We start from the raw sequence: 23,935 nt of genomic DNA on the forward strand, positions 1-23,935 counted from the left end.
TTTTTACATAATTTCCATTTAAGGAAACATTATTTTTTAAATTAACTACGAAACGTCAACAGTTGTACGCTCTGCAATTTCTTTATAAGTTCCGCTAACTAATTTTTCACGAATCGCTTCAAATGCAGTTAATGTTTCTTCGATATCAGCTAAAGTATGTGAAGCTGTTGGAATCATTCTTAACAAAATAATTCCTTTTGGAATAACTGGATAAACAACAATAGAAAGGAAAATACCATAATTCTCTCTTAAATCGTTTACCATTACCATTGCTTCAGGAATACTTCCTTCTAAATAAACTGGTGTAATACAAGTGTTTGTGTCACCAATATTAAACCCTTTATCTTTAAGTCCGTTTTGCAATGCATTTACATTTTCCCAAAGTTTATCTTTGATTGAAGATGAATTACGCAATAATTCTAAACGTTTCAATGAACCAATTGTTTGGATCATTGGAAGCGCTTTAGCAAACATTTGCGAACGTAAGTTGTATTTTAAATAATCAATAATATTTTTATCTGCTGCAACAAAAGCACCAATATTAGCCATTGATTTTGCAAAAGTAGAGAAGTAAACATCAATATCGTCTTGAACTCCCTGCTCCTCACCTGCTCCAGCACCTGTTTTACCAAGAGTACCAAAACCGTGTGCATCATCAACTAATAAACGGAAATTGTATTTTTGCTTCATTGCAACAATTTCTTTCAATTTACCTTGTTGTCCGCGCATTCCAAAAACACCTTCAGTAATAAATAAAATACCTCCGCCAGTTTCTTCGGCCATTTTTGTAGCACGCTGCAGATTTTTCTCCATACTTTCAAGATCATTGTGCTTGTAAGTAAAACGTTTACCCATATGCAAACGAACACCATCAATGATACAAGCATGCGAATCAACATCATAAACAATGATGTCATTTTTAGTTACCAATGCATCAATGATAGAAACCATTCCTTGGTAACCAAAATTTAATAAATAAGCTGATTCTTTCATTACAAAAGAAGCCAATTCATTTTCTAATTGCTCGTGGTAAGTTGTGTGTCCAGACATCATACGAGCTCCCATTGGATAAGCTGCTCCAAATTGAATTGCTGCATCAGTATCTGCCTTACGAACTTCTGGGTGATTTGCTAAACCTAAATAATCATTTAAACTCCAGTTTAGGATATTTTTTCCGTGAAATGTCATTCTAGGACCTAACTCTCCTTCTAACTTTGGGAAAACATAATAACCTTCTGCTTGAGAAGCCCATTTTCCTAAAGGTCCTTTATTTTCTTGAATTCTTTCGAATAAATCTTTTACCATAATATAGTGTAGTAATATTTTTAACTTAATCAGCGAGCAAAAATAATCATTATTATTCTAAAATTCAGACAGTCATTTATTTTTATTTAAAAAAAAAGCCTTGATTCATAAATAAATTTGCTCCCATTTGAATTCTGCAAATCAAGAAAAAAAAACTCAAAAACCAAAGTTATCAATGTTGTAGTTTTTGGTATTTTTTTTATATTTGATACACAAAGCATTCTTTTTATATTTTTTTAACAGTCTGATTTAGTTTTAGTGCTGTTTTTTATTTCTGTTTTTTTATCCCCGAATAGTTGCCTTTTTTTTGAATAGTATAACCATTTTGAGTTAATATAATTTTACCAAAAAATGATAATTCTACAATTAATTAAGCGAAATATTAGTAACCGTTCTATGACTTTTATCATAATAAAAGACAAAATAGTCTTTTATTTTTGATTAAAATTTAAAATGAAAACAAAACCAATTACTTATGGAAAAGAAACATACCATTCAGATTAAAATGAGTCTCTTTTTAAGCGTACTTTTTATTGCTCTCTTTTTTGGAAGCTGTAAAAAAGAAGAAGCTAAAAACTATGCAGATATCATGACCGAAGGAGAAATGAATGCAGAACTTACTGCCCCTCCTATGGTTCCAAAACCAGTTGGAAACAGAAGTGCTATGAAGCTAAAACTTAACATGGAAATTAAAGAACAAGAAGGTACAATGACCGATGGCGTAAAATATACGTATTGGACTTTTGGAGGATCTGTACCGGGAAGTTTTATTAGAACACGTGTTGGAGATGAAGTCGAATTTCACTTAAAAAATCATCCTGACAACAAACTGCCTCATAATATAGACTTACATGCCGTAACTGGTCCGGGTGGTGGCGCAACCTCATCACTTGTGGCTCCGGGACATGAAAAAGTTTTTAGTTTTAAAGTAATTAATCCAGGCTTATATGTTTACCATTGTGCTACTGCTCCAGTAGGAATGCATATTGCAAATGGTATGTATGGTTTAATTCTAGTGGAACCTGAAGGCGGACTTCCTCCTGTTGACAAAGAATACTACGTTATGCAGGGAGATTTTTACACTCAAGGAGAATATGGCGCAAAAGGATTGCAAGCATTTGATATGAACAAGGCTGTAAAAGAAACTCCAGATTATGTAGTATTTAATGGAAAAGTAGGAGCTTTAACAAATGGCGGCGAATTGACTGCTAAAGTAGGCGAAACTGTTCGTTTATATGTTGGTAATGGAGGTCCTAACTTAGTTTCTTCTTTCCACGTTATTGGTGAAATATTCGACAGTGTTCATGTTGAAGGCGGAAGTACAATCAATAAAAATGTACAAACAACCTTAATTCCAGCGGGAGGAGCTGCCATTGTCGATTTTAAAGTCGAAACTCCGGGAACTTTTATATTAGTTGACCACTCTATTTTTAGAGCCTTTAACAAAGGTGCTTTAGGAATGCTGAAAGTGGAAGGAAAAGAAAATAAAAACATTTATTCAGGAACTATTCAAGAAGGTATTTATTTACCTGAAGGCGGAACTATTCAGAAAATGCCGGGAAGCTCAGCTGCAAAAACAGCAATTCCAAAACGTACCGTTGCTGAAAAAATTAATATTGGAAAAGAAATTTTTGGAACGACTTGTTTTGCCTGTCATCAATCTGAAGGACAAGGAATTCCTGGAACGTTCCCTCCTCTAGCAAAATCAGATTATTTAAATGCCGATCCAAAACGTTCGATCAATACTATTTTACACGGTTTAACGGGTGAGGTAACTGTGAATGGCAAAAAATACAACAATGTAATGCCGGCTCAGAATTTATCTGATGATGAAATAGCAAATGTTCTTACTTACATCTATAACAGCTGGGGTAATAATAAAACCGAAGTAACGCCAGAAATGGTAAAAGCGCTAAGATAACAGCAACATTTTTCGCATGAAAAAAAACATTTTCATTCTTATTCTTTTCTTGATGCTTACAGGATTAAAAGCGCAAGAATCTGGAATGGTTCCGATAAAAGAGGGTTCATTTGTCCCTCTTTACGGAGCCACCTCCAAAAAACCTGTAGTTGTAAAATCGTTCTACATGGATATTTATCCTGTTACAAATAGTGAGTTTTTAAACTTCGTCAAAAAAAATCCTTCGTATGCAAAATCTAAAATAAAAGGGATTTTTGCCGACAAAAGTTATTTGTCGTATTGGACTAATGATTTTGATTTTGGAAGTGCAAATCCTAAATCACCTGTAACAAGTGTTTCTTGGTTTGCTGCCAAAAAATACTGCGAATGCCAAGGAAAACGATTACCTACAATGGATGAATGGGAATATGTGGCTATGGCCGATGAAAAAAAAGTTGATGCCAGAACTAAAAAACAATTCAATGAATACATCTTATCTTGGTATGAGAAATCGAGAACTTACGAAAATCAAATTGGAAAAACTTTCAAAAATTATTGGGGAGTTTACGATATGCATGGTTTAGTTTGGGAATGGACATCCGATTTTAACAGCATTTTTTTATCTGGGGAATCGAGAAAAGACAAAAGCAGCGACAAGAATTTATTCTGCGGAAGCGGTTCTGTAAATGCAACAGATTTAATGGATTATGCGGCATTTATGCGTTACGCTTTTAGAGGAAGTCTTAAAGCACAGTATTCTACTCGAAATCTAGGTTTTAGATGTGCCAGCGATACAAACCCAAAACGATAACTTAAATTACTTTCAAATGAAAAAAACAATTATCGCTGTATTTATTCTCTTATTCTCTTTGCAAAGCTGTAAAGAGTCAGACAAGAAAAAGGATTCAGCACCTGTAAACAAAGAGATTAGTGATTTATCAATTTACAATTTGCCATCAAAATGGACAACTCAAGACGGAAAAGATATTGAATTGAAAAGTCTAAAAGGAAATGTTCTTGTTATGGTTATGATTTACACCAGTTGTAAAGCTGCCTGCCCAAGATTAGTGGCAGATATGAGAGATATTGAATCGAAACTTAATAAAAGTACAAAACAGCATGTAAAACTTATTTTAGTGAGTATTGATCCCAAAACTGACACTCCAAAAAAACTAAAAGATTTCGCAATTGCTAATAAAATGAATCAAGATCCCTGGTTGTTTTTACGATCATCAGAAGAAAACACTCGTGAGTTTGCCGCAGTTTTGGCCGTTAATTACAAGCAGATCTCTCCAATAGATTTTTCGCATTCCAATATTATAAGCGTTTTTAATCCAGATGGAGAATTAATATTTCAGCAGGAAGGTTTGGGCGTAAACAATGACAAAACCATAACAACAATAAATCAAGAAGCAGAAAAAATTTAGAAATAGTAAATAGGTTGATTAGTAGAAAAACAAGAGTAGATTTTAGGAATGGATCGGCTCTTGTTTTTTGTTTATAAGCCTTTTGTTAAATGTCGCCCCGCTGGGGCTTTAACATGTCGCAGACGAACATTCTATAAATATACCGTCCCTCTGGGACTTCTCATCTGAATGTTTTTTTATTATTGAAATTATCGTTAAAATATATCTGTCTGATCAATAGCTTCGGAGAAGCTAAATATTTATAGACAATATTATATTCAGGTTTTAAAGCTCCAGCGGAGCGATATATCCTATTCAATACAATTCCAAAATGTATTGCTCCGCAGAGGCTTTTACATGTCGCAGACGAACATTCTATAAATATATCGTCCCTCTGGGATTTTTTTATTTTACGAATGATCTTTTCTTATTGAGGTCATCATTAAAACTAATCCCAAAACAAGAAGCAAGCTGAATATCAAGACACTTTGATAATAAAATGTAATCGTCCCTTTTCCAAAAAAGAAAAACCCACCTTGAAAAAACAACAAAACTTCGGTAGCAATATATCCTAAAATAAAACACTTTGCTCCATTTTTCATTACAGAAGAATCACCTGAAAGCATTTTATTTTGGACTAATATTCCAAACAAAAAACCGGTTATAATTCCTAAAGTTGTTAAGTGAATAAAACCAATTACAAAATTTCTAATTTGGTGTGAAACTTCGGCAATATTTGGAAAAACTGTCAATAATTGAATCCCTATTTTCAGGAATAAAGAACACAAAGCTAAACTATAAAATAACATTGCAGTTCGATTCAAATTGGCTTTAAAATCGATTATTTGAGGTTTAAGCATTTTGTAGAAGTAAATAAAAGCGAGCAATTGCAATACAACTCCAAGAGTATTAATCCAATTCAAAATGTTATTTTCTACAAACCATCGAATAGGAAATGCAACTGTTAAAAAGATAGAAATAATCAAAAGAGAGTAAAACATCTTGAACTTTCGTTTATCAATTGTATGTTGAAATTGTTTTAAAAACAAAGCTAAAACGGCAAACAAAAACCAGCCGTTAAACTGAAAATGAAGAAAAAACTGAATAGCTATTTGATAAAATGCACTTTGTTTGCCAAGCGTGCTAACTGCAGGACCTAAACACCAAACTCCAAAAGTAGACAAAATCATAAACAAAACAGACGATTTTAAAAATCTGACGGCAGGAGTTTTATCTTTAAAACTATCTTTCCAAACCAATCTGCAAAAAAGATAACTCAATAAAATATGCATGGTTGAAAAAATGATCGAAAACAAGGCATACCCCTGAACAGGAAAAGTAACCATCATTCCGATAACCGCAATTTCGGTACACCAAAACAAACGGCCATAAATAGGCTTCTCACTTTTTTCTTTCGGAATAAAAAAGTGCACAATTAAAACATAAACCATCATATAAACCCAGCCCAGCATCGCCACATGAGAATGTGCATGCAACAGAAAACTATAGTTTATAAAGTCTAAAGGAAAAAGATACACATACCGCATTAACAACCCGAAAACACAAGCAATCAAGAAATTAAAAAAGCAGCAAATAATCCAGTTTTTTTGAGAATACATTTTAAAAAATTCCATTTTAAGAATATTAAAAGTAGTAAATAGTTGCCATAAAAAACACCGATAATACTCAATACTTTGACATTTATCGGTGTTTTCGACTATTAAAATTTAATCGTTATTCTACTTCAACAAATTCTTTCTCCAGAGCAACAGCTTTGGGAAACAAGATATTATTCTCTAAATGAATATGTTTATGTAAATCTTCCTCAAACTCTTTAAGCATTGCAAAAGTTACTCTGTACGTTGTACAAGCATCTGCAGGAGGTGTATAATTATTTGTCAGACTCGCAATTTCTCTAAAACGTTCTCCTTCATTGTCATGTTCATGCATCATCATTGCAATTGGGTTTGATACAGTACCAAACGAAGGCTGTGATAAAACTCCGTCAGATTCTTTTGTTTTCACCATTCTTTTTACAAAAGGAAATAAAACCAACTCCTCTTTTTTCATATGCTGAGACAATTCTCCTGCACAACCTATAAACAACTCATTTATTCTAAATAACTCTGGATGGTTTGCTCCGTGTACTTTGCATAATTTATCTAAAAATGCAAGAAGAGTCTGCGATTTTTCCTCTACATAACGATGATGCGTTTTCTCTATATAATCTGCCAATAAATCTAAAGGCCAAGAATTAAAGTCTATCGAACCATTATTTTCTGATTGTAAAACCTCATAAACACTTTGCAGTAAAGCATCAGAATCTATTTTTTGTTTTTCACATACTTCAGTTACTGTTCTGTTTCCTTTACAGCAAAAATCAATTCTATATTTTGAAAATACTGCAGCTGTTCTAAAATCCTGAGCTACAAAAGATCCGATTGTTTTATTTTTTAAATTTTCCATGATAATCAATTTTTAATTTTTATTTGTTTTTATTTTTTAAGGTCAGGTCAAATACAAACCAAGCCATTGTTATAAATCCGATTCCGAATATAGAATCTCCTATTGCACGAAGCCATTTTAAGGTAATCATTGCCGGCTGCTGCATTAACTCAGAAGAACGAGCATACCACATACCGTGATCAATACTTTCGATTGCCTGCCATACTCCAATTGGAAGTAAACTCAATATTGCCATCAAAAACAAACCAATATTTAAGCTCCAAAAAGTAATTTTAAGCAGTTTAGTATTCCAGTTTACATTTCTATATAAACTTCTCAATACAAATAATACTAAACCTATTCCTAGCATTCCATAAACCCCAAACAAAGCGGTATGTCCGTGTAATGGCGTAGTATTTAAACCTTGTACATAATAAAGTGCGATTGGAGGATTGATAATAAATCCGAAAATTCCAGCTCCGAGAAAATTCCAAAATGCTACAGAAATCATAAAATAAATCGGCCATTTGTAATCAGCAATCCATTGTGTTGATTTTGAAATTTTATAGTTTTGATACGCTTCAAATCCAATTAAAGTTAAAGGCACAACTTCTAATGCACTGAAAGTAGCTCCTAATGCCATAATTGCTGTTGGAGTTCCTGAGAAATACAAATGGTGAAAAGTTCCCAAAATACCTCCTGACATGAAAATAATCGTTGCAAACAAAACATTCAATGTTGCAGTTTTAGTTTTCAATAATCCTAGGCGAACAAACAAGAAAGCAATAACCACCGTCGCAAATACTTCAAAGAATCCTTCAACCCAAAGGTGAACAACCCACCATCTCCAATATTCAGCAATAGCCAGATTGGTTTGTCTTCCCCACATTAAACCAGCTCCATAAAACATTGCAATTGCAGTACAAGAAACTAGGAATAAAATGATTAGATTTTTTTCTTCTGTTTTTTTCTTTAAAACTGGTATTAATGGACGAATCATTAAAGCAAGCCATAAAAACAATCCAACCAAAAGGAAAATCTGCCAAAAACGACCTAAATCAACATATTCATAACCTTGGTGACCAAACCAGAAGTTTTGTACTAAATTCAATTTCTGCATTACACCAAACCATTGTCCAGCCATTGAACCCAAAACAATTATCAATAAAGCAACGAATAAGAAGTTTACTCCAAAACATTGAAATTTAGGATCTTTACCTGAAACTGCTGGCGCAATATACAGTCCAGTTGCCAGCCAAGCTGTTGCGATCCAGAAAATAGCCAATTGTGTATGCCATGTTCTTGTTACGGCATAAGGTAAAATTTGATCGATTGGAATACCGTACAAACCATTTCCTTCAACACCATAATGAGCCGTTATTATCCCGAACACCATTTGCAAAATCATTAACAAACTAACGATCCAGAAATATTTTGTAACCAACCCCATTGATGGAGTTTTACCTTGTTTAATGATTGGATCTTCTTTTGGAAGTGGAAATTCTTCCTCTTCACCTGATTTTGCATGATAAAACACTAAAATACCAACACTTAAAATCAATAAGATGATACTAACACCAGACCAAGCTAAAAGTTCTTTTGTTGCTTTATTGCCTACTAATTCATCTGCCGGCCAATTGTGCGTATACGAAATATCCGAATCAGGACGATTTGTAACCGTTGCCCATGTTGCCCAGAAGAAAAACGCATTCATTTTATGCATTTTCTCTTCATCTTTAATAGAGTTTTTAGGAATTGCATATTCCTCTCTCAGTTTATCGAATTTTGGATCATTGGTAAAAAGACCTTTATAATATTCACTCAAACCTTCAATTGCCGCAACACGGTTTTCAGATATAGTAAGAACTCCTGTATTGGGATCATATCGATTAGTTCGTACATCTTTTTGCAAACGAACTTTTAAGGCCGATTGTTTTTCCTCATCAAGTTCATCAAACTTTTTATTAAAGTCTTGTTGGGCAAATTTATCCAGTATAAAAACTGCCTCGCGATGCAGCCAATCTGCCGTCCAATCTGGCGCAACATAAGCACCGTGCCCCCAAATTGAGCCAACTTCTTGTCCGCCTATACTCTGCCATATATTTTGTCCGTCCTTAATTTCTTCTTCAGAAAAAATAACTTTACCGCCATCAGAAACAATCTCTTTTGGTACCGGTGGAGCTTGTTGATAAATTTCGTAGCCGTAATAACCTAATACAGAAAATGATATAGCCATTACTAAAATAAAGACTATCCACAATTTTTTTTCTCTTTTCATTTCTTTTTAATTCAATAAAAGACATTTTTATCTTTTATTTGTTTTTAAAAAAACTCCAAATCTTGTTTAATGGATTCGGAGTTTTGGTTATTTACTCAACAATCAATACACCTTTCATCATAGCCACGTGACCAGGGAAAGAGCAGATAAATGGATATGATCCTTTTTTATCAATTGTAAACTCGATTGTATCCTCTTCTCCTCCTCCTAATAATTTAGTGTGAGCAATAATTGAAGCTTTTTCAGATTCTGGAATAAAATCAGTTGCTTTAGCATCATTCGCTTTCAAAGCAAAAGCCGCTTGATCTGTACCTTCTTGAAGAACTACTAAATTATGTCCCATCGCTTCTTTTGGGATTTTACCAACATGTTTTAAAGTAAGCGTGATTGGTTTTCCTGCAACTGCTTTCAATTCATTGGTGCTAAACTGCATTTGGTCGTTTCCTTCAATAACTAATACATTTTCTGCAGTTGAAGTTACTGGAGCAGCTTCTCCTTCTGTTGAAGTTTCTGTTTGCTCTTCAACTGGTGCAGTTTCTTTTTTACCGCAAGAAGTTATTGTTAAAAATCCCATTAGGATCAATAGTGAAATTTTGGTTTTTGTATTCATTTTTTAGGTATTTATTTAATATTAATCATTTATATTTAATGTCTTTAAAAAAAAGTCTCCTGATTTTACTCCTAATGCCAGCTGTTCGAGAGTAGTTTTAGTCAACATCTCTAAAAGTAAGCCTCTAATCTTTTTAAAATCATGATGAACTGGACACGGATGCTCTTCAGAACATTCTTTTAATCCAATACCGCAGCCTCTATAAATTTTATCCCCATCAATGGCATCTACAATCTGAATTAATTTTATTGTTTTTAATGCCCCATTCGAAACTTCAAATCCTCCCCCAACTCCTTTAGCCGAATGAATTATTCCGCTTTTAGTCAAAATCTGCATAATCTTAGCCGTAAACGGTTCCGGCGAATCAATTTCCTTTGCCACATCCTTTATTCCAACCCTTATTCCCTTTGTAGATTTCGTTGCAATAAAAATAGAAGCCCTAATTCCGTACTCACACGCTTTTGAAAACATATCTCATTAATTAATTCCATACAAAATTATCTAATTTTATTATAAAAGACAAATTTATCTTTAATTAATTTTCTAAAACAAAAACTTATTTATAACCAAAATAATTTAGAACCGCTAAAACACTTATTTGACCTAAAATTCATATAAAAACCAATTTTAATTTTAACTTTGAGAATACTAATTTTTCTAATATTGAAATAATGGCTTTAAGCAACTCAAAAGATCTAAAATTAGCTGTTCTTATCGATGCAGATAATGTTCCTTACAGCAATGTAAAAGGCATGATGGAAGAGATCGCAAAGTTTGGCACACCAACTACAAAACGTATTTATGCTGATTGGACGAAGCCAAATGCAAACGGATGGAAATCTGTATTATTGGAGCATGCCATTACTCCTATTCAACAATATAGTTATACGGTTGGAAAAAATTCATCGGATTCTGCTTTAATTATAGATGCCATGGATTTACTTTACTCAGGAAAACTTGACGGCTTTTGCATCGTATCAAGCGACAGCGATTTTACCCGTTTAGCAGTACGACTTCGAGAATCCGGTATGAAAGTAATTGGTATAGGCGAAAAGAAAACACCAAGTTCTTTTATTGCTGCCTGCGATAGATTTATCTATATTGAAGTTTTAGACGGTGCAATTCAGAAAAAGAAACCGAAAACGGTTGTTGCTGCTGATACTAAAAAACTGGTTGAAAAACCTGCAGAAAAAGCATTGCATAAAATTGATAAACAAACTATCGAACTTATTGAAGCTACTATTGAAGATATTGAAGATGATGACGGCTGGGCATTTTTGGGAGATGTTGGAAATCTGATCGTAAAAAAGAAACCTGAATTTGACCCAAGGAATTACGGATTTTCTAAGCTTACACCAATGCTGAAATCACTTACGGATATTCTAGAAATCGATGAAAGAGAATCTGACAAAAAAGGCATTAAACATGTCTATGTTAGATTACGATTCAACTAATTAAATTTTACCTTATTAATACTTTAAAAACATGAGAAAAAAATTCTTTATCTACGGATTCTTATTGTTTCTAATTGTTGCAGCAATTTACTATTATACTGGACGCGGTTTTTTATTAGTAATAATTCTTCCAATATTATTACTTGTTGGTGCTTACAATGCATCTCAAGAAAAACATGCTATTTTAAGAAATTTCCCGGTTTTGGGATATTTCAGATATTTATTTGAAATGATCGCACCCGAAATTCAGCAATATTTTATTGAAAGATCGACTGACGGAAAACCTTTTTCCAGAAACCAGCGCTCATTAGTTTACCAAAGAGCCAAAAATATCGATTCTAGTACTCCTTTTGGAACACAGCAAAATTTAAACACTGAAAGCTATGAAGGAATAAAACATTCTATTTTCCCTGCTAAAGTTAACGAAGAATTACCTCGTGTTTTAGTTGGTGGAAAAGACTGTAAACAACCTTACTCCGCTTCTTTATTTAATGTTTCTGCAATGAGTTTTGGTTCGCTTAGCGAAAACGCCGTTCGTGCTATAAATATTGGCGCTCAAAAAGGGAATTTTTATCAAAATACTGGAGAAGGCGGATTAACTGAATTTCATCTTGCCGGCGGAGGCGATATTACTTGGCAAATTGGTACAGGCTATTTTGGCTGTCGTGATGCCGAAGGAAACTTCAGCCCGGAAAATTTCTCTGAAAAGGCAAATCTTCCAAACGTAAAAATGATTGAAATTAAACTTTCTCAAGGCGCAAAACCAGGACATGGAGGTGTGCTTCCAGCAAAAAAAAATACGGAACAAATTGCGAAAATTAGAGGAGTTCAACCGCATACAATGATTCTTTCACCTCCGGGTCATCATGCTTTTTCTGATTCTAAAGGTTTGATTCACTTTATTGCACAGTTACGAGAATTATCAAACGGAAAACCTATTGGTTTTAAATTATGTATTGGTAACACAGCTGAATTTGAGGCAATCTGCCACGAAATGATTGCGGAAGATATTTATCCTGATTTTATAACTATTGATGGTGCCGAAGGAGGAACTGGCGCTGCTCCTTTAGAATTTGCTGATGGTGTAGGAATGCCATTTGAGCCTGCTTTAATATTCGTAAACAAAACATTGATTGGATTAAATATTCGTGACAAAATACGCATTATTGGAAGCGGGAAAATTATTTCTGGGTATTCTATTCTGCACGCCATTGCTTTAGGTGCAGATATGTGTAATAGTGCTCGTGGTTTTATGTTTTCTTTAGGCTGTATTCAAGCTTTACGTTGTCATAATAACGAATGCCCAACAGGAGTTGCTACACAAAACAAAATGCTGATGAAAGGTTTGGTTGTTACAGATAAATCAGATCGTGTGTATCATTTTCATAAAAATACACTTCATTCTGCAAACGAACTTTTGGCTGCAGCAGGAAAAACTTCTTTTGCCGATGTGGATATTAATATATTTATGCGTGGTGATGAGTTTACCAATTTATCAGAACTCTATTTTCCAGATAATCTGACAAATGTTACCAAAATAAATTAAACAAAAATGCCTCTTTAATATTAAAGAGGCATTTTTATTATAACTCAAACTTTACCAAAATGACTATTGAGTACACTCAATAATTATTTTATAAAACGCATCGAATAAGTTTAATTCAGTAGTTCTGGCAACGTTTCTTTATTTATAATCTGTTTTACAAAAACGGTATTATCATCTGCCAAAAAATAGGCATCAAACTGAATCCCTTCTTCTACCAGATCTTTAGGAATTTGATTTTTCTTTATCATTTCCTTCAATAATTTATCAAACGCAATACCAGCCGCTAATTTATTAGGAGCGTTTTGTTCTAAATTAGTTTCAAATCGCAGTTCAATTTTATCATCATTAATATATCCTCGAGCTGTTGTCAGTGTAACATTTTCAGCTTTAAAATCTGGTGCCGCAGCATTATAAGAAGTAACAAACTCCTGAAGTTTTTGTTTCGCATTTTTACAGCTTACAACCATTAACACCATAATAACCGCAAGCGAAATTTGAGTGATTTTCTTTAGCATAATCTATTTTATTTAATTTTTTGAAGTCTTAAAAGTGCTTCAAGATAATAATAATCTGTGTAATTTATCGAATTTGTAAATTCATAAAATAAAGCAGACCTGTTTATAGTTTCATTTATTTCTAACTCCTTTTCATTATAATTTAAAATTTTGTAAAGAGAGACAACTTAAAAGATTAATCGTAATTTTGCTTGAAGCAAAAAAATAAACTTGAACAAAACCCGAATACAATATTCCGTTTTATTTCTGACCATTATTCTTTTGGGAATTCTTTCAAGGAAAATCTCATTTATTCCGTTATGGATTGGTGATTTTCTATATGCGATTATGATTTATTTTCTGGTTCGAATCTTATTTCCCCATAAAAAAACCATTTTTATAATAATCTATTCTCTACTAATATGTTACAGCATTGAGTTCTTGCAGCTTTATCAAAGCGGCTGGATCACAGCACTCAGAAAAACACTTTTCGGAAGATACGTTTTAGGACAAGGTTTTCTTTGGAGTGATATTCTTGCTTATACATTTGGAATTGCTTTTATCTTTTTAATCGAAAAATTCACTTTAAAATATAACACTCATGAAACTCGTTTTCGCTTCAAATAATTTAAATAAAATCAAAGAAATTCAAAGTATTCTTAACGGATCTATTCAGCTTTTAAGCTTAGAAGATATTGGCTGTCATGAAGAAATTCCAGAAACAGCAGATACAATTGAAGGCAACGCGATTTTAAAGGCTGATTATGTAACTGAAAAGTATGGTTACGACTGTTTTGCAGATGATACTGGATTAGAAGTAAAAGCTTTAAATGGAGAACCAGGCGTTTATTCGGCAAGATATGCAGGTGAGCAGAAAAATGCTGATGATAACATGAATAAACTTTTGGATTCTCTGAAAAACGAAGAAGATCGCAGTGCACAGTTCAAGACCGTTATTGCCTTAAATTTAAATGGTGCTCAGCATCTTTTTACCGGCTTGGCAAAAGGAACTATTACTTTGAATAAAACTGGAAATCATGGTTTTGGGTACGATCCTATTTTTCAACCCGAAAATTACAGTGAGACTTTTGCTGAATTATCAGCTGAAGTTAAAAATAAAATCAGCCATCGTGCAAAGGCAACCGAGCAACTTATTGATTTCCTGAACAGAACAAAATAATTGTTTAAAATACAACATTTTAAGGAACAAAATTGATATTTCAAGACGTTTTTTTTTCGATTTCTTTCAAAAAATCATTTTACACTAAACATAACTTTTTGATAATCAAATCATAACAAATACATAATTCTTAAAATTGCATTAGTTTATCTGAATAATTAACAGTAATTTTGCACCCTATTTTAAAAACACATATGAATAAATTTGAACAATTAGGATTGAATGAATCGTTACTGAAGGCGATTTTAGATCTAGGATTTGAAAATCCGTCAGAGGTACAGGAAAAGGCGATTCCCCTATTATTGGAAAAAGACACGGATATGGTTGCGTTGGCTCAAACAGGGACAGGGAAAACGGCAGCTTTCGGTTTTCCGCTAATTCAAAAAATTGATGCCGACAACAGAAATACACAAGCATTAGTTTTATCGCCAACACGCGAACTTTGTTTACAGATTACTAACGAACTTAAAAACTACTCTAAATACGAAAAAGGTATTAATGTGGTAGCAGTTTACGGAGGAGCTAGTATTACAGAGCAGGCAAGAGAAATAAAAAGAGGAGCACAAATTATTGTGGCTACTCCAGGAAGAATGCAAGACATGATTAACAGAGGTTTAGTTAACATTAAAAACATAGATTACTGTGTTCTTGATGAGGCTGACGAAATGTTAAACATGGGATTCTACGAAGATATCGTATCTATTTTATCAGATACTCCAGACGAAAAAAGCACATGGTTGTTCTCTGCAACAATGCCGCAAGAGGTTGCTAGAATTGCAAAACAATTCATGAGCGAGCCTGTAGAAATTACTGTTGGAGCTAAAAACTCTGGTTCATCTACAGTTTCTCACGAATTTTACTTAGTAAATGCTCGTGATCGTTACGAAGCTTTAAAACGTTTGGCAGATGCTAACCCAGATATTTTCTCTGTGGTTTTCTGTCGTACAAAAAGAGATACTCAGGCTATTGCCGAAAAACTTATCGAAGATGGATACAGCGCGGCTGCATTGCACGGAGATTTATCTCAAGCGCAGCGTGATGGTGTAATGAAATCTTTCCGTGGAAGACAAATTCAGATGCTTGTTGCTACTGACGTTGCTGCACGTGGTATTGATGTTGATAACGTAACTCACGTTGTAAACTACCAATTACCTGATGAGATCGAAACGTACAACCACCGTTCAGGACGTACTGGTAGAGCTGGAAAATTAGGAACTTCTATTGTAATCGTTACAAAAAGTGAGTTACGTAAAATTTCTTCTATCGAAAGAATCATCAAACAAAAATTCGAAGAAAAACAATTCCATCTGGAATTGAAATCTGCGAAATTCAATTATTACACTTAGCTAATAAAATTAAAGATACTGAAGTTGATCACGAAATTGACAACTATTTACCAGCAATCAACAATGTTCTTGAAGATTTATCTAAAGAAGAATTAATTAAGAAAATGGTTTCAGTAGAGTTTAATCGTTTTATTGCTTACTACAAAAAGAACAGAGACATTTCATCTCAATCTTCAGGAGAAAGACGCGAAAGAAACGATTCTGAACCAAGAGAATTCAATAATAATGGAGCAGTTCGTTATTTTGTAAACATTGGATCAAGAGACAATTTCGATTGGATGTCACTTAAAGATTACCTGAAAGAAACATTAGATTTAGGTCGTGATGACGTTTTCAAGGTAGATGTAAAAGAAGGTTTCTCTTTCTTCAACACAGATCCTGAGCATACTGATAAAGTAATGGAAGTATTAAACAACGTTCAATTAGAAGGACGTCGTATTAATGTTGAAATCTCTAAAAATGACGGAGGCGGAAGACGCGACCACAATAACCGTGGCGGCGGAAGAAGTTCTGGACCAAGAAGAGAAGGGAACTTTGCTCCAAGACGCGAAGGTTCTGGCGGAGGATTTAGAAGCGACAGAAACTCTGCTCCTAGAGAAAGTGGTTTTAGAAGCGACAGAAACTCGTCTGCTCCTCGTAGAGAAGGTGGCTTCAAAAGAAACGAAGGTGGTTCTGATAGAGCTCCAAGACGTTCTGAAAGCTTTGGTGATTCACCAAGACCAAGAAGACCAAGAAGAGATTAATTCTTTAATATCTTAAAATATAAAATCCCAAATTCCAGACATAATTGGAATTTGGGATTTTTTTTACTTTTAGGAATCTAATCACTAAAAATGACTTTTGTAATCCAAAACAATGTAATTTAAACTTCCTTATCCTTTTTTATTTAAATACTAAAAGCAACGCTGCTGTCTTTGTTAATTTTCTTATAATTATATTCGAAGACTGCGAAATATTTAATCTCTATTTACTACTTTTAGTGCTTTAAATCAGGATATGAAATATTTCGCAGTTTTCTTTTTTATGCTATTCTCTACCGTTAGTTTTGCGCAGGACATCGAGCCTACAACCCCGCAAAGAGTTTCGGGCTATATTATAAACGACGATAGTAAACAACCTCTTCCAAACGTAAACATCATCAACACCAACAAGGTACGCGGCGCAAAATCTGACGCAAAAGGGTATTTTGAAATTGATGTGCAGCCTAATGACACTATTCACTTTTCTTTACTAGGATTTCAATCTCTTAGAATTAGAGTAACAAATGACTGGATAAAAAATAAAGTTACCCGCATTCAGCTTACTGAAAAAGCGATCGCGCTTGAAGAAGTTATTATCGCTCCTTTTACTTTAACTGGATATCTCGAGGTTGACTCAAAATTAATTCCTACAAAAGAAAATTATCGTTACAGTATTTCTGGTCTTACGCAAGGTTATGAAGCGGGTGAATATTCTCCAAATGCTTTCGGAAAAGTATTAGGTTCTATTTTCAATCCAGCCGATATGCTTTATAATTTCTTTGGGAAAAATGGAAAAGAACTCAAGAAACTGAAGGACATGAAGAAAGATGACACGATTAGAAACTTGCTAGAGACCAAATATGACCGCGAAACCATTGCTGTACTTTTAGGAATAAGCAAGGATGAAATCCCTGAAATTATGCACCGTTGTAACTATTCAGATGCTTTTATTCAAACAGCAAATGACCTTCAAATTTTAGACGCTATCAGCGGTTGTTATGAACAATATAAAGTACTTAAAAGGAATTAAAATTTTACTCTTACCATAAATACAGAAATCCTCAATTTTTAATTGAGGATTTTTTTTATGCTCTTTAGGATTTTAAAAAGCTATATTTACTTATTAATCAATTAAAAAACAACTACGAATGGCAAAAGGTCAGGATGCTAAAAAAACAGCAAAAAAAGAACCGTTAAAAACGGCTAAAGAAAAGAAAGAGGAAAAAAGAGAAAAGAAAAATTCTCCTAAAAGAGACTAGAAACTAGTGTTCAGTGGGCAGTTTTTTTAGTGTACAGATTTATTGGCACTAAAAAGTGTTCAGTGATCCGTTTTTTTTAAGTGTACAGAATTTAAAAAGTGTTCAGCTTTTAAGATATCAGAAAACTGATTACTAAAAAACTGAACACTAAATTACTATTATTTAACTGGAATATTAGAAAGAATTTCTAATACAAATTTCCAATATTTTTGAGCAGATGAAATACTAGCTCTTTCATCTGGTGAGTGTGCACCATGAATTGTTGGTCCAAAAGAAATCATATCCATTTCAGGGTAATTTGTTCCTAAAATTCCACATTCTAAACCAGCGTGACAAGCGACAACTTTTGGCTGTTCACCATTTTGCTTTTCGTAAATTTCTTTTAAAACTTCTAAAATTTCTGAATTCACGTTTGGCGTCCATCCAGGATAAGATCCAGAAAGATCTACCTCGCATCCAACCAATTCAAATGCTGAACGTAAAGAATTAGCCAAATCAAATTTAGAAGATTCAACAGAAGAACGAGTTAAACATCCTACCAATATCTCACCGTCTTTTATGATTACACGAGCAATATTATTTGATGTTTCAACCAAATCAGCCATATCAGCGCTCATTCTATAAACACCATTATGAGCCGCGTAAATCGCTCTAATAATTCCTTCCTGAACACCTAAATCCATTACTTTTTCAGGTAAATCTGTCTTAACGATTTCTATCGATAAGTTTGGTTCAGTTGTTTTATATTCTGCTTTAATATCATTAATGATTTCCTGCATATCAAAAAGATATGCTTCATCAAACATTTCAGAAATAATCACTTTTGCAACACTTTCTCTAGGAATTGCATTTCGAAGACTTCCTCCGTTGATTTCTGCAATTTGTAAACCAAAGTTTTCAAAAGCATCAAATAACAAACGATTCATAATCTTATTAGCATTCCCTAATCCTTTATGAATATCCATTCCTGAGTGACCTCCATTTAATCCTTTTACAGTAATAGAATACCCCACAGAACCTTCTGGAACTTCTTCATCGTGATATGTTCTTGTAGCTGTTACATCAATTCCTCCAGCGCATCCTATATCAATTTCGTCGTCTTCTTCAGTATCCAAATTCAATAAAATCTGCCCTTGAAGAATTCCTCCTTTTAAGTTTAATGCTCCAGTCATACCCGTTTCTTCATCGATTGTAAACAAAGCTTCTATTGCAGGATGTGCAATTGTTTTGCTTTCTAAAACTGCCATGATTGTAGCAACTCCAAGTCCATTATCTGCACCAAGCGTTGTACCGCGAGCACGAACCCAGTCACCATCTACATACATATCAATTCCCTGCTTATCGAAATCAAAAACAGTATCTGCATTTTTTTGGTGCACCATATCAAGATGCCCCTGCATTACGATTGCTTTTCGATTCTCCATTCCCGGAGTTGCAGGTTTTCTAATGATTACGTTTCTAATTTCGTCTTCAAAAGTTTCTAAACCTAAGCTGTTTCCAAAGTTTTTCATGAACTCGATTACACGCTCTTCTTTTTTTGATGGACGTGGAACTGCATTTAAATCTGCAAATTTGTTCCAAAGTTCTTTTGGTTCCAGATTTCTTATTTCCTGACTCATTATATTTTGTTTGATGTTTAACAATTAAGATTGTCAAAGTTACAAAGTTTATACTTTTTTTCGCCACGAATTTCACGAATTAGAACTAATTGTATTGAATTAAAATACAATTTCAAGAACACTAAAGACTCTTGCGTAATTTGAAAAACATTAATTAATGAAAATTATAGGAATTCGCATTTAACTTTTTTATCAATCGATATTGTATTTATATTTACATATTCAAAATTTAAACTGTGAGATCAAAATACATTCTGCCATTATTTTTACTTGTACAAATTATTGTTTTAAAAATTCTGCCTTATTTTTCAGATTATGTCGAAGGTTTTTACAGCAACAATTTATTTGTTAGAATTTCGCACTTCTCAAGAACACTTTTAGGAAAAATTCCCTTTTCTGTAGGTGATTGTATTTATGCAGTCCTTATACTTTCCGCAATAATTTGGTTTTGGAAAATACGTAAAACATGGAGAACAGATTGGAAAGATCATATTTTAACGATTTTGGGTAAAATTTCAATCTTTTATTTTTTCTTTCATCTTTTATGGGCTTTCAATTATTATCGTGAGCCTCTTTTCGTAAAAATGGAAATCAAAAGAGAATATACTGATGCTGATCTTTTAGCTTTCACAAAACGATTAATCGCTAAAACCAATGAAGTTCAGTTTGAAATCACAAAAAATAAAAATGAAAAAATTGTATTTCCGTATTCGCAAAAAGAATCTTTTAAAATGATTTTAAACGGCTATAACAATCTAGCACAAGAACATCCTTACTTTAAATACGAAATTCTAAGCGTTAAAAAATCACTTTTCAGTACACCATTAACTTATATGGGTTTTGGCGGTTATTTAAATCCTTTTACTAACGAAGCTCAAATTAATGATTTACTGCCAATGTATAATTTTCCGCAAACCACAGCTCACGAAATGGCACATCAGATTGGTTTTGCTAGTGAAAATGAATGTAATTTTATTGGCGTTTTAGCATCTGTTAAAAACAACAATCCTTATTACCAATATGCAGGTTATAGCTTTACATTACATTACTGCTTAAGTATTTGGAAATATAAAAACGAAAAAATATTTAATACTCTAAAGAAACAAGTAAATTCTGGAATTTTAAAAAACTATCAGGAAAGTCAGGATTTCTGGAAACAATATGATACTTTTATTGATGAAGGTTTCCATTTTATTTATGATAGTTTCTTAAAATCAAACAATCAAAAAGACGGAATGGAAAGCTACAGCAAGTTTATAGATTTGACCATTAATTATTACAAAACACGACAACTGTAGGAAGCTGCCACGAATTGCATGAATTAGCACGGATTTTTAAAAACTAAAACTCAACTTTATCTTTATCATTTTGATATGTAATTCGATAAATTTGTGAAATTCGTGGCAAAAAAATAGTCAAGTCTTGTAACAAAATAGATTTCAACACTACTAATACTTTTATGACCGAAAACCTAGAACAATCATTTGTTACGCAATTGCAGGCAAATCAGAATATAATCCACAAAATTTGTCGATTATATACTGCCGGCGAAGATGCACACAAAGATTTGTTTCAGGAAATCACCATTCAGCTCTGGAAAGCGTATCCAAAATTTAGAGGCGACAGTAAATTTTCGACTTGGACTTATCGCGTTGCTTTAAATACAGCAATTACTCTCTATCGCAAAACCAAAAGGACTATATCTACCGTAGATTACGAAAGTCATCAGCATTTTGTAAAAGATGTTGACTACAACTATGAAGAAGAAGAGCAGATTAAATTAATGTACAAAGCTGTTTATCAGCTAAACGATATCGAAAAAGCATTGGTCTTTATGTATTTAGAAGATAAAGACTATCAAGAAATAGCTGAAACTCTAGGAATCAGCGAAGTGAATGCGCGCGTGAAAATGAACAGAATTAAAGGGAAACTTAAAAAAATATTAAATCCTTAAAAATTATTATGAAAGAACTGGATTTACTAAAAAAAGACTGGAAAAAGAACTCGGATTCTTTTGAGCAAATTTCTGAACAAGAAATCTACAAAATGATTCATAAAAAATCATCTTCTATTGTGAAGTGGATTTTAATTATAAGCATTCTCGAAATTTCCTTTTGGACTTTCTCCAATTTATTTATCAATACTGATGATGTTTTACAAAAAATGAATCATCCGGAAATTGTGGCTGCACTTGAATACTTGACTTATATGAATTATTTAGTGGGATTAATTTTTGTATACATTTTCTATAAAAACTATACAACAATTTCGACTACAGTGGCTACCAAATCTTTAATGAGTACCATTTTAAGAACTAGAAAAACAGTTCAATATTATGTTTGGTACAATTTAGGAATGATTGTAGTTTCCTCTATTTTCAGCTTTTTTATAGGATATGTCTATAATCCAGATATGGCTTTTTTCCAAGAAAAACTTGCCCAAGATGGTAAAGCGATGCTTTTTACAGTTGGAATTTTAATTTTTGTAATACTTGGCTTCTTTGGATTATTCTGGTGTTTCTATAGATTACTGTACGGAACTCTTTTACGAAGATTATACGCAAACTACAAGGAGTTGAAGAAAATTGATTTTTAGTTTAGTGGCAAAGGTGCAGAGAGGCAAAGGCTCAAAGGTTTTTCTTTAAACAACTGGATTAAGACACCAAGCTATTTTTTAAACCTGAAACGACACGAGGTTCTAGCCGAATTAGCGAAGCAAACAAAAAAATTAAAATTTAATATCCATTTTCTGGAGCTTTATAACTCCATCTTCTCATTTCATTAAGTTCTTCCTCAACTTTAATCTCTTCAGCAGGAATTACTTTTAAAAATGATGGATGCTGTTCGATTGCATATTCGACTTTTTCTACAATTTGTTCAATTGTATCGTTTTCATAATCAATCTCAAGCGGTTCTTTTATGATAAAAGACTGCAGAATGTTTTTCTTTTTTAAACGAAGTCCTTTTTTATCAAACGAACGACGAAATCCATCTATAACAATAGGAACTACAATAGGTTTATGCTGTTTTATAATGTGCGCTGTTCCTTTACGAACGGGCTTAAATGACTTAGTTGTTCCTTGCGGAAATGTTATAACCCATCCGTCCTCGAGAGCAATACGAATATTTTCGGTATCGTTTGGATTAACATCACGTTTTTCAGTAACATCGACACCTTTTGAGCGCCAAGTTCTTTCAACTGTAATTGCTCCAACATAAGCTAAAATTCTTGGCAGTAAACCAGCCTGCATTGTCTCTTTGGCAGCGACATAATACAAATTCATTTTAGGCTGCCACAAATAACCAATGTTCTTAATAGTGTCTTGACGTCCGCTTAAACTTGCGTTAAACACATGAAACATTGCTACAACATCGGCAAAATAAGTTTGGTGATTAGAAATAAACAATACATTATTATCTGGCAATGTTTTAATGATTTCAGATCCTTCAATCTGCAATTCATTAAAACCTCTGTATCTTCGGTGCGTCATAGCTCCCAAGATTCGGATTAACCATTTCTTGATAAATAATATATGTCCGAAAGGATTTCGTTTAAACAATCCCATAACTTTATTTTCTGTTTTTGAGGTTAGGACGCAAACATACAAAAATAAATCGTTTAGCAGTACTTTTAGGCAATTTCAAAAATAAACTACTATAAACATGAATATCAAATTGTTAAATTAAAAACTTCATAATTTATTTTCAAAACTAGTTTTTAAGACATCTCTCAATTCACTTAAAATCATTGCTGTTGCTCCCCAAACAATATGATTTTGAATATTAAATGCAGGAACTAAAACATCATTTGCATAAGAAGTTGATAATGTGGCCTCGATTATAATTTCGTCGCTTAAAAAAACAGACAATGGCAGTTCTATAATTGCAGCGACTTCGCGAATATCTGGATAAAATGACAATTCTTCATTTGAAATTCCTAAAAACGGATGCACCAAAAAATTACTTGGCGGAATATACATTGGTGTAAAATCCTTGATAACTTCTATTTTTTCTGGAGCTACACCAATTTCTTCATGTGTTTCTCTTAATGCGGTTTCTCTAAAATCTAAATCTGTGTTTTCATATTTCCCGCCAGGAAAAGCAATTTGCGATGAATGTACACCATTATAGGCGTTTCTAACAATCAAAACCAAATGTGTTTTATCCTTCTTTGGATACAACAGCATCATAACAGCTGCTATTCTAGGATTCTTTGCCTCTAGATTAATATTTTTTAAAGCTTCAAGACGTTCTTTTGGAGCCATTTTCATGTGTGCTAATTCTGCCGGCAGTTCAATCGGAATTAAATTAGGAACAAATTTCAAAAAGTCTTGAAAATCCATATTCAAAGTTT

The 23,935-nt window shown here is 33.2% G+C and carries 21 protein-coding genes and 1 pseudogene; 12 read left to right on the top strand and 10 right to left on the bottom strand.

Going from position 1 to position 23,935, the window contains the following annotated elements; all coding sequences use genetic code 11:
* Positions 1–45 precede the first annotated feature (45 nt).
* Entirely contained in the window at positions 46–1,305 is a 1,260-nt protein-coding gene (locus tag BOW55_RS13990) for an aminotransferase class I/II-fold pyridoxal phosphate-dependent enzyme (RefSeq protein ID WP_089056606.1), read from the bottom strand.
* 505 nt (positions 1,306–1,810) lie between these two features.
* Between BOW55_RS13990 and nirK the strand changes: the two genes are divergently transcribed.
* Genes nirK through BOW55_RS14005 form a run of 3 tightly spaced genes read left to right on the top strand, consistent with a single transcriptional unit; the run spans position 1,811 to position 4,632 of the window.
* Complete coding sequence (gene nirK, locus BOW55_RS13995; RefSeq protein ID WP_371414525.1) at positions 1,811–3,226, top strand: copper-containing nitrite reductase; 1,416 nt, start codon at positions 1,811–1,813, stop codon at positions 3,224–3,226.
* A gap of 16 nt (positions 3,227–3,242) precedes the next feature.
* Positions 3,243–4,016, top strand: coding sequence for a formylglycine-generating enzyme family protein (locus tag BOW55_RS14000; RefSeq protein WP_129024620.1), 774 nt, complete (start codon positions 3,243–3,245; stop codon positions 4,014–4,016).
* A gap of 16 nt (positions 4,017–4,032) precedes the next feature.
* Positions 4,033–4,632 (top strand): SCO family protein, encoded by a 600-nt coding sequence (locus tag BOW55_RS14005; protein WP_129024621.1) that lies wholly within the window; start codon positions 4,033–4,035, stop codon positions 4,630–4,632.
* A 389-nt stretch (positions 4,633–5,021) separates the two neighbouring features.
* On the opposite strand, the gene BOW55_RS14010 is transcribed toward BOW55_RS14005, so the two are convergent.
* The 5 genes from BOW55_RS14010 to BOW55_RS14030 all read right to left on the bottom strand — a co-directional run bounded on the left by BOW55_RS14010 (position 5,022) and on the right by BOW55_RS14030 (position 10,415).
* On the bottom strand, positions 5,022–6,245 hold the full coding sequence (locus BOW55_RS14010) for a cbb3-type cytochrome c oxidase subunit I (protein ID WP_241686568.1): 1,224 nt from the start codon (positions 6,243–6,245) through the stop codon (positions 5,022–5,024).
* 100 nt (positions 6,246–6,345) lie between these two features.
* Positions 6,346–7,077 (bottom strand): iron-sulfur cluster repair di-iron protein, encoded by a 732-nt coding sequence (ric, locus tag BOW55_RS14015; protein ID WP_089056602.1) that lies wholly within the window; start codon positions 7,075–7,077, stop codon positions 6,346–6,348.
* A 19-nt stretch (positions 7,078–7,096) separates the two neighbouring features.
* On the bottom strand, positions 7,097–9,334 hold the full coding sequence (locus tag BOW55_RS14020; protein WP_129024622.1) for a nitric-oxide reductase large subunit: 2,238 nt from the start codon (positions 9,332–9,334) through the stop codon (positions 7,097–7,099).
* A 91-nt stretch (positions 9,335–9,425) separates the two neighbouring features.
* Complete coding sequence (gene azu / locus BOW55_RS14025; protein ID WP_129024623.1) at positions 9,426–9,944, bottom strand: azurin; 519 nt, start codon at positions 9,942–9,944, stop codon at positions 9,426–9,428.
* A gap of 21 nt (positions 9,945–9,965) precedes the next feature.
* The gene (locus BOW55_RS14030) at positions 9,966–10,415 is read right to left on the bottom strand and encodes an Rrf2 family transcriptional regulator (protein ID WP_129024624.1); all 450 of its coding nucleotides are present in this window, start codon (positions 10,413–10,415) and stop codon (positions 9,966–9,968) included.
* A gap of 200 nt (positions 10,416–10,615) precedes the next feature.
* On the opposite strand from BOW55_RS14030, the gene BOW55_RS14035 reads away from it, so the two are divergent.
* Together BOW55_RS14035 and BOW55_RS14040 are read left to right on the top strand one after the other, a co-directional pair.
* A complete protein-coding gene (locus BOW55_RS14035) occupies positions 10,616–11,398 on the top strand; it encodes an NYN domain-containing protein (protein ID WP_089055097.1) in 783 nt (260 codons plus the stop codon).
* A gap of 31 nt (positions 11,399–11,429) precedes the next feature.
* Positions 11,430–12,944 (top strand): FMN-binding glutamate synthase family protein, encoded by a 1,515-nt coding sequence (locus BOW55_RS14040; RefSeq protein ID WP_129024625.1) that lies wholly within the window; start codon positions 11,430–11,432, stop codon positions 12,942–12,944.
* A gap of 110 nt (positions 12,945–13,054) precedes the next feature.
* On the opposite strand, the gene BOW55_RS14045 is transcribed toward BOW55_RS14040, so the two are convergent.
* Positions 13,055–13,459 carry a hypothetical protein gene (locus tag BOW55_RS14045; RefSeq protein ID WP_129024626.1) on the bottom strand — a complete coding sequence of 135 codons (405 nt, stop codon included), beginning with the start codon at positions 13,457–13,459 and terminating at the stop codon, positions 13,055–13,057.
* 261 nt (positions 13,460–13,720) lie between these two features.
* On the opposite strand from BOW55_RS14045, the gene BOW55_RS14050 reads away from it, so the two are divergent.
* From BOW55_RS14050 to BOW55_RS14065, 4 genes and pseudogenes are all read left to right on the top strand, one after another.
* Complete coding sequence (locus BOW55_RS14050; protein WP_256371700.1) at positions 13,721–14,065, top strand: DUF2809 domain-containing protein; 345 nt, start codon at positions 13,721–13,723, stop codon at positions 14,063–14,065.
* Positions 14,040–14,618, top strand: a complete 579-nt coding sequence (locus tag BOW55_RS14055; RefSeq protein WP_129024628.1) for a non-canonical purine NTP diphosphatase — start codon at positions 14,040–14,042, stop codon at positions 14,616–14,618. The genes BOW55_RS14050 and BOW55_RS14055 overlap by 26 nt, the downstream gene beginning before the upstream one ends.
* 194 nt (positions 14,619–14,812) lie before the next feature.
* Positions 14,813–16,707, top strand: a pseudogene (locus tag BOW55_RS14060) (DEAD/DEAH box helicase).
* A 253-nt stretch (positions 16,708–16,960) separates the two neighbouring features.
* Complete coding sequence (locus tag BOW55_RS14065) at positions 16,961–17,734, top strand: carboxypeptidase-like regulatory domain-containing protein (RefSeq protein WP_089055103.1); 774 nt, start codon at positions 16,961–16,963, stop codon at positions 17,732–17,734.
* Positions 17,735–18,121: 387 nt separating this feature from the next.
* On the opposite strand, the gene BOW55_RS14075 is transcribed toward BOW55_RS14065, so the two are convergent.
* The gene (locus tag BOW55_RS14075; RefSeq protein WP_129024629.1) at positions 18,122–19,582 is read right to left on the bottom strand and encodes an aminoacyl-histidine dipeptidase; all 1,461 of its coding nucleotides are present in this window, start codon (positions 19,580–19,582) and stop codon (positions 18,122–18,124) included.
* Between the two features lie 236 nt (positions 19,583–19,818).
* Here BOW55_RS14075 and BOW55_RS14080 point away from each other — a divergent pair, with 236 nt between their 5' ends.
* The 3 genes from BOW55_RS14080 to BOW55_RS14090 all read left to right on the top strand — a co-directional run bounded on the left by BOW55_RS14080 (position 19,819) and on the right by BOW55_RS14090 (position 22,177).
* Positions 19,819–20,880 carry a DUF3810 domain-containing protein gene (locus tag BOW55_RS14080; protein ID WP_129024630.1) on the top strand — a complete coding sequence of 354 codons (1,062 nt, stop codon included), beginning with the start codon at positions 19,819–19,821 and terminating at the stop codon, positions 20,878–20,880.
* A 161-nt stretch (positions 20,881–21,041) separates the two neighbouring features.
* Positions 21,042–21,536 (top strand): RNA polymerase sigma factor, encoded by a 495-nt coding sequence (locus BOW55_RS14085; protein WP_129024631.1) that lies wholly within the window; start codon positions 21,042–21,044, stop codon positions 21,534–21,536.
* Between the two features lie 8 nt (positions 21,537–21,544).
* Positions 21,545–22,177, top strand: coding sequence for a hypothetical protein (locus tag BOW55_RS14090; RefSeq protein ID WP_129024632.1), 633 nt, complete (start codon positions 21,545–21,547; stop codon positions 22,175–22,177).
* Between the two features lie 139 nt (positions 22,178–22,316).
* On the opposite strand, the gene BOW55_RS14095 is transcribed toward BOW55_RS14090, so the two are convergent.
* Together BOW55_RS14095 and BOW55_RS14100 are read right to left on the bottom strand one after the other, a co-directional pair.
* The gene (locus BOW55_RS14095; RefSeq protein ID WP_089055109.1) at positions 22,317–23,147 is read right to left on the bottom strand and encodes a 1-acyl-sn-glycerol-3-phosphate acyltransferase; all 831 of its coding nucleotides are present in this window, start codon (positions 23,145–23,147) and stop codon (positions 22,317–22,319) included.
* A gap of 126 nt (positions 23,148–23,273) precedes the next feature.
* Positions 23,274–23,924: a CoA pyrophosphatase gene (locus BOW55_RS14100; RefSeq protein ID WP_129024633.1), complete on the bottom strand. Its 651-nt coding sequence runs from the start codon at positions 23,922–23,924 to the stop codon at positions 23,274–23,276.
* Positions 23,925–23,935 lie beyond the last annotated feature (11 nt).

The sequence above is a fragment of the Flavobacterium sp. YO12 genome (genome assembly GCF_004119495.1).
Lineage (GTDB): Bacteria > Bacteroidota > Bacteroidia > Flavobacteriales > Flavobacteriaceae > Flavobacterium.

Excerpts from the sequence above, each read along its gene's own strand:
- BOW55_RS13990 (WP_089056606.1), bottom strand. The coding sequence starts at position 1,305 with ATGGTAAAAGATTTATTCGAAAGAATTCAAGAAAATAAAGGACCTTTA.
- nirK (WP_371414525.1), top strand. The coding sequence starts at position 1,811 with ATGAGTCTCTTTTTAAGCGTACTTTTTATTGCTCTCTTTTTTGGAAGC.
- BOW55_RS14000 (WP_129024620.1), top strand. The coding sequence starts at position 3,243 with ATGAAAAAAAACATTTTCATTCTTATTCTTTTCTTGATGCTTACAGGA.
- BOW55_RS14005 (WP_129024621.1), top strand. The coding sequence starts at position 4,033 with ATGAAAAAAACAATTATCGCTGTATTTATTCTCTTATTCTCTTTGCAA.
- BOW55_RS14010 (WP_241686568.1), bottom strand. The coding sequence starts at position 6,245 with ATGGAATTTTTTAAAATGTATTCTCAAAAAAACTGGATTATTTGCTGC.
- ric (WP_089056602.1), bottom strand. The coding sequence starts at position 7,077 with ATGGAAAATTTAAAAAATAAAACAATCGGATCTTTTGTAGCTCAGGAT.
- BOW55_RS14020 (WP_129024622.1), bottom strand. The coding sequence starts at position 9,334 with ATGAAAAGAGAAAAAAAATTGTGGATAGTCTTTATTTTAGTAATGGCT.
- azu (WP_129024623.1), bottom strand. The coding sequence starts at position 9,944 with ATGAATACAAAAACCAAAATTTCACTATTGATCCTAATGGGATTTTTA.
- BOW55_RS14030 (WP_129024624.1), bottom strand. The coding sequence starts at position 10,415 with ATGTTTTCAAAAGCGTGTGAGTACGGAATTAGGGCTTCTATTTTTATT.
- BOW55_RS14035 (WP_089055097.1), top strand. The coding sequence starts at position 10,616 with ATGGCTTTAAGCAACTCAAAAGATCTAAAATTAGCTGTTCTTATCGAT.
- BOW55_RS14040 (WP_129024625.1), top strand. The coding sequence starts at position 11,430 with ATGAGAAAAAAATTCTTTATCTACGGATTCTTATTGTTTCTAATTGTT.
- BOW55_RS14045 (WP_129024626.1), bottom strand. The coding sequence starts at position 13,459 with ATGCTAAAGAAAATCACTCAAATTTCGCTTGCGGTTATTATGGTGTTA.
- BOW55_RS14055 (WP_129024628.1), top strand. The coding sequence starts at position 14,040 with ATGAAACTCGTTTTCGCTTCAAATAATTTAAATAAAATCAAAGAAATT.
- BOW55_RS14065 (WP_089055103.1), top strand. The coding sequence starts at position 16,961 with ATGAAATATTTCGCAGTTTTCTTTTTTATGCTATTCTCTACCGTTAGT.
- BOW55_RS14075 (WP_129024629.1), bottom strand. The coding sequence starts at position 19,582 with ATGAGTCAGGAAATAAGAAATCTGGAACCAAAAGAACTTTGGAACAAA.
- BOW55_RS14085 (WP_129024631.1), top strand. The coding sequence starts at position 21,042 with ATGACCGAAAACCTAGAACAATCATTTGTTACGCAATTGCAGGCAAAT.
- BOW55_RS14090 (WP_129024632.1), top strand. The coding sequence starts at position 21,545 with ATGAAAGAACTGGATTTACTAAAAAAAGACTGGAAAAAGAACTCGGAT.
- BOW55_RS14095 (WP_089055109.1), bottom strand. The coding sequence starts at position 23,147 with ATGGGATTGTTTAAACGAAATCCTTTCGGACATATATTATTTATCAAG.
- BOW55_RS14100 (WP_129024633.1), bottom strand. The coding sequence starts at position 23,924 with ATGGATTTTCAAGACTTTTTGAAATTTGTTCCTAATTTAATTCCGATT.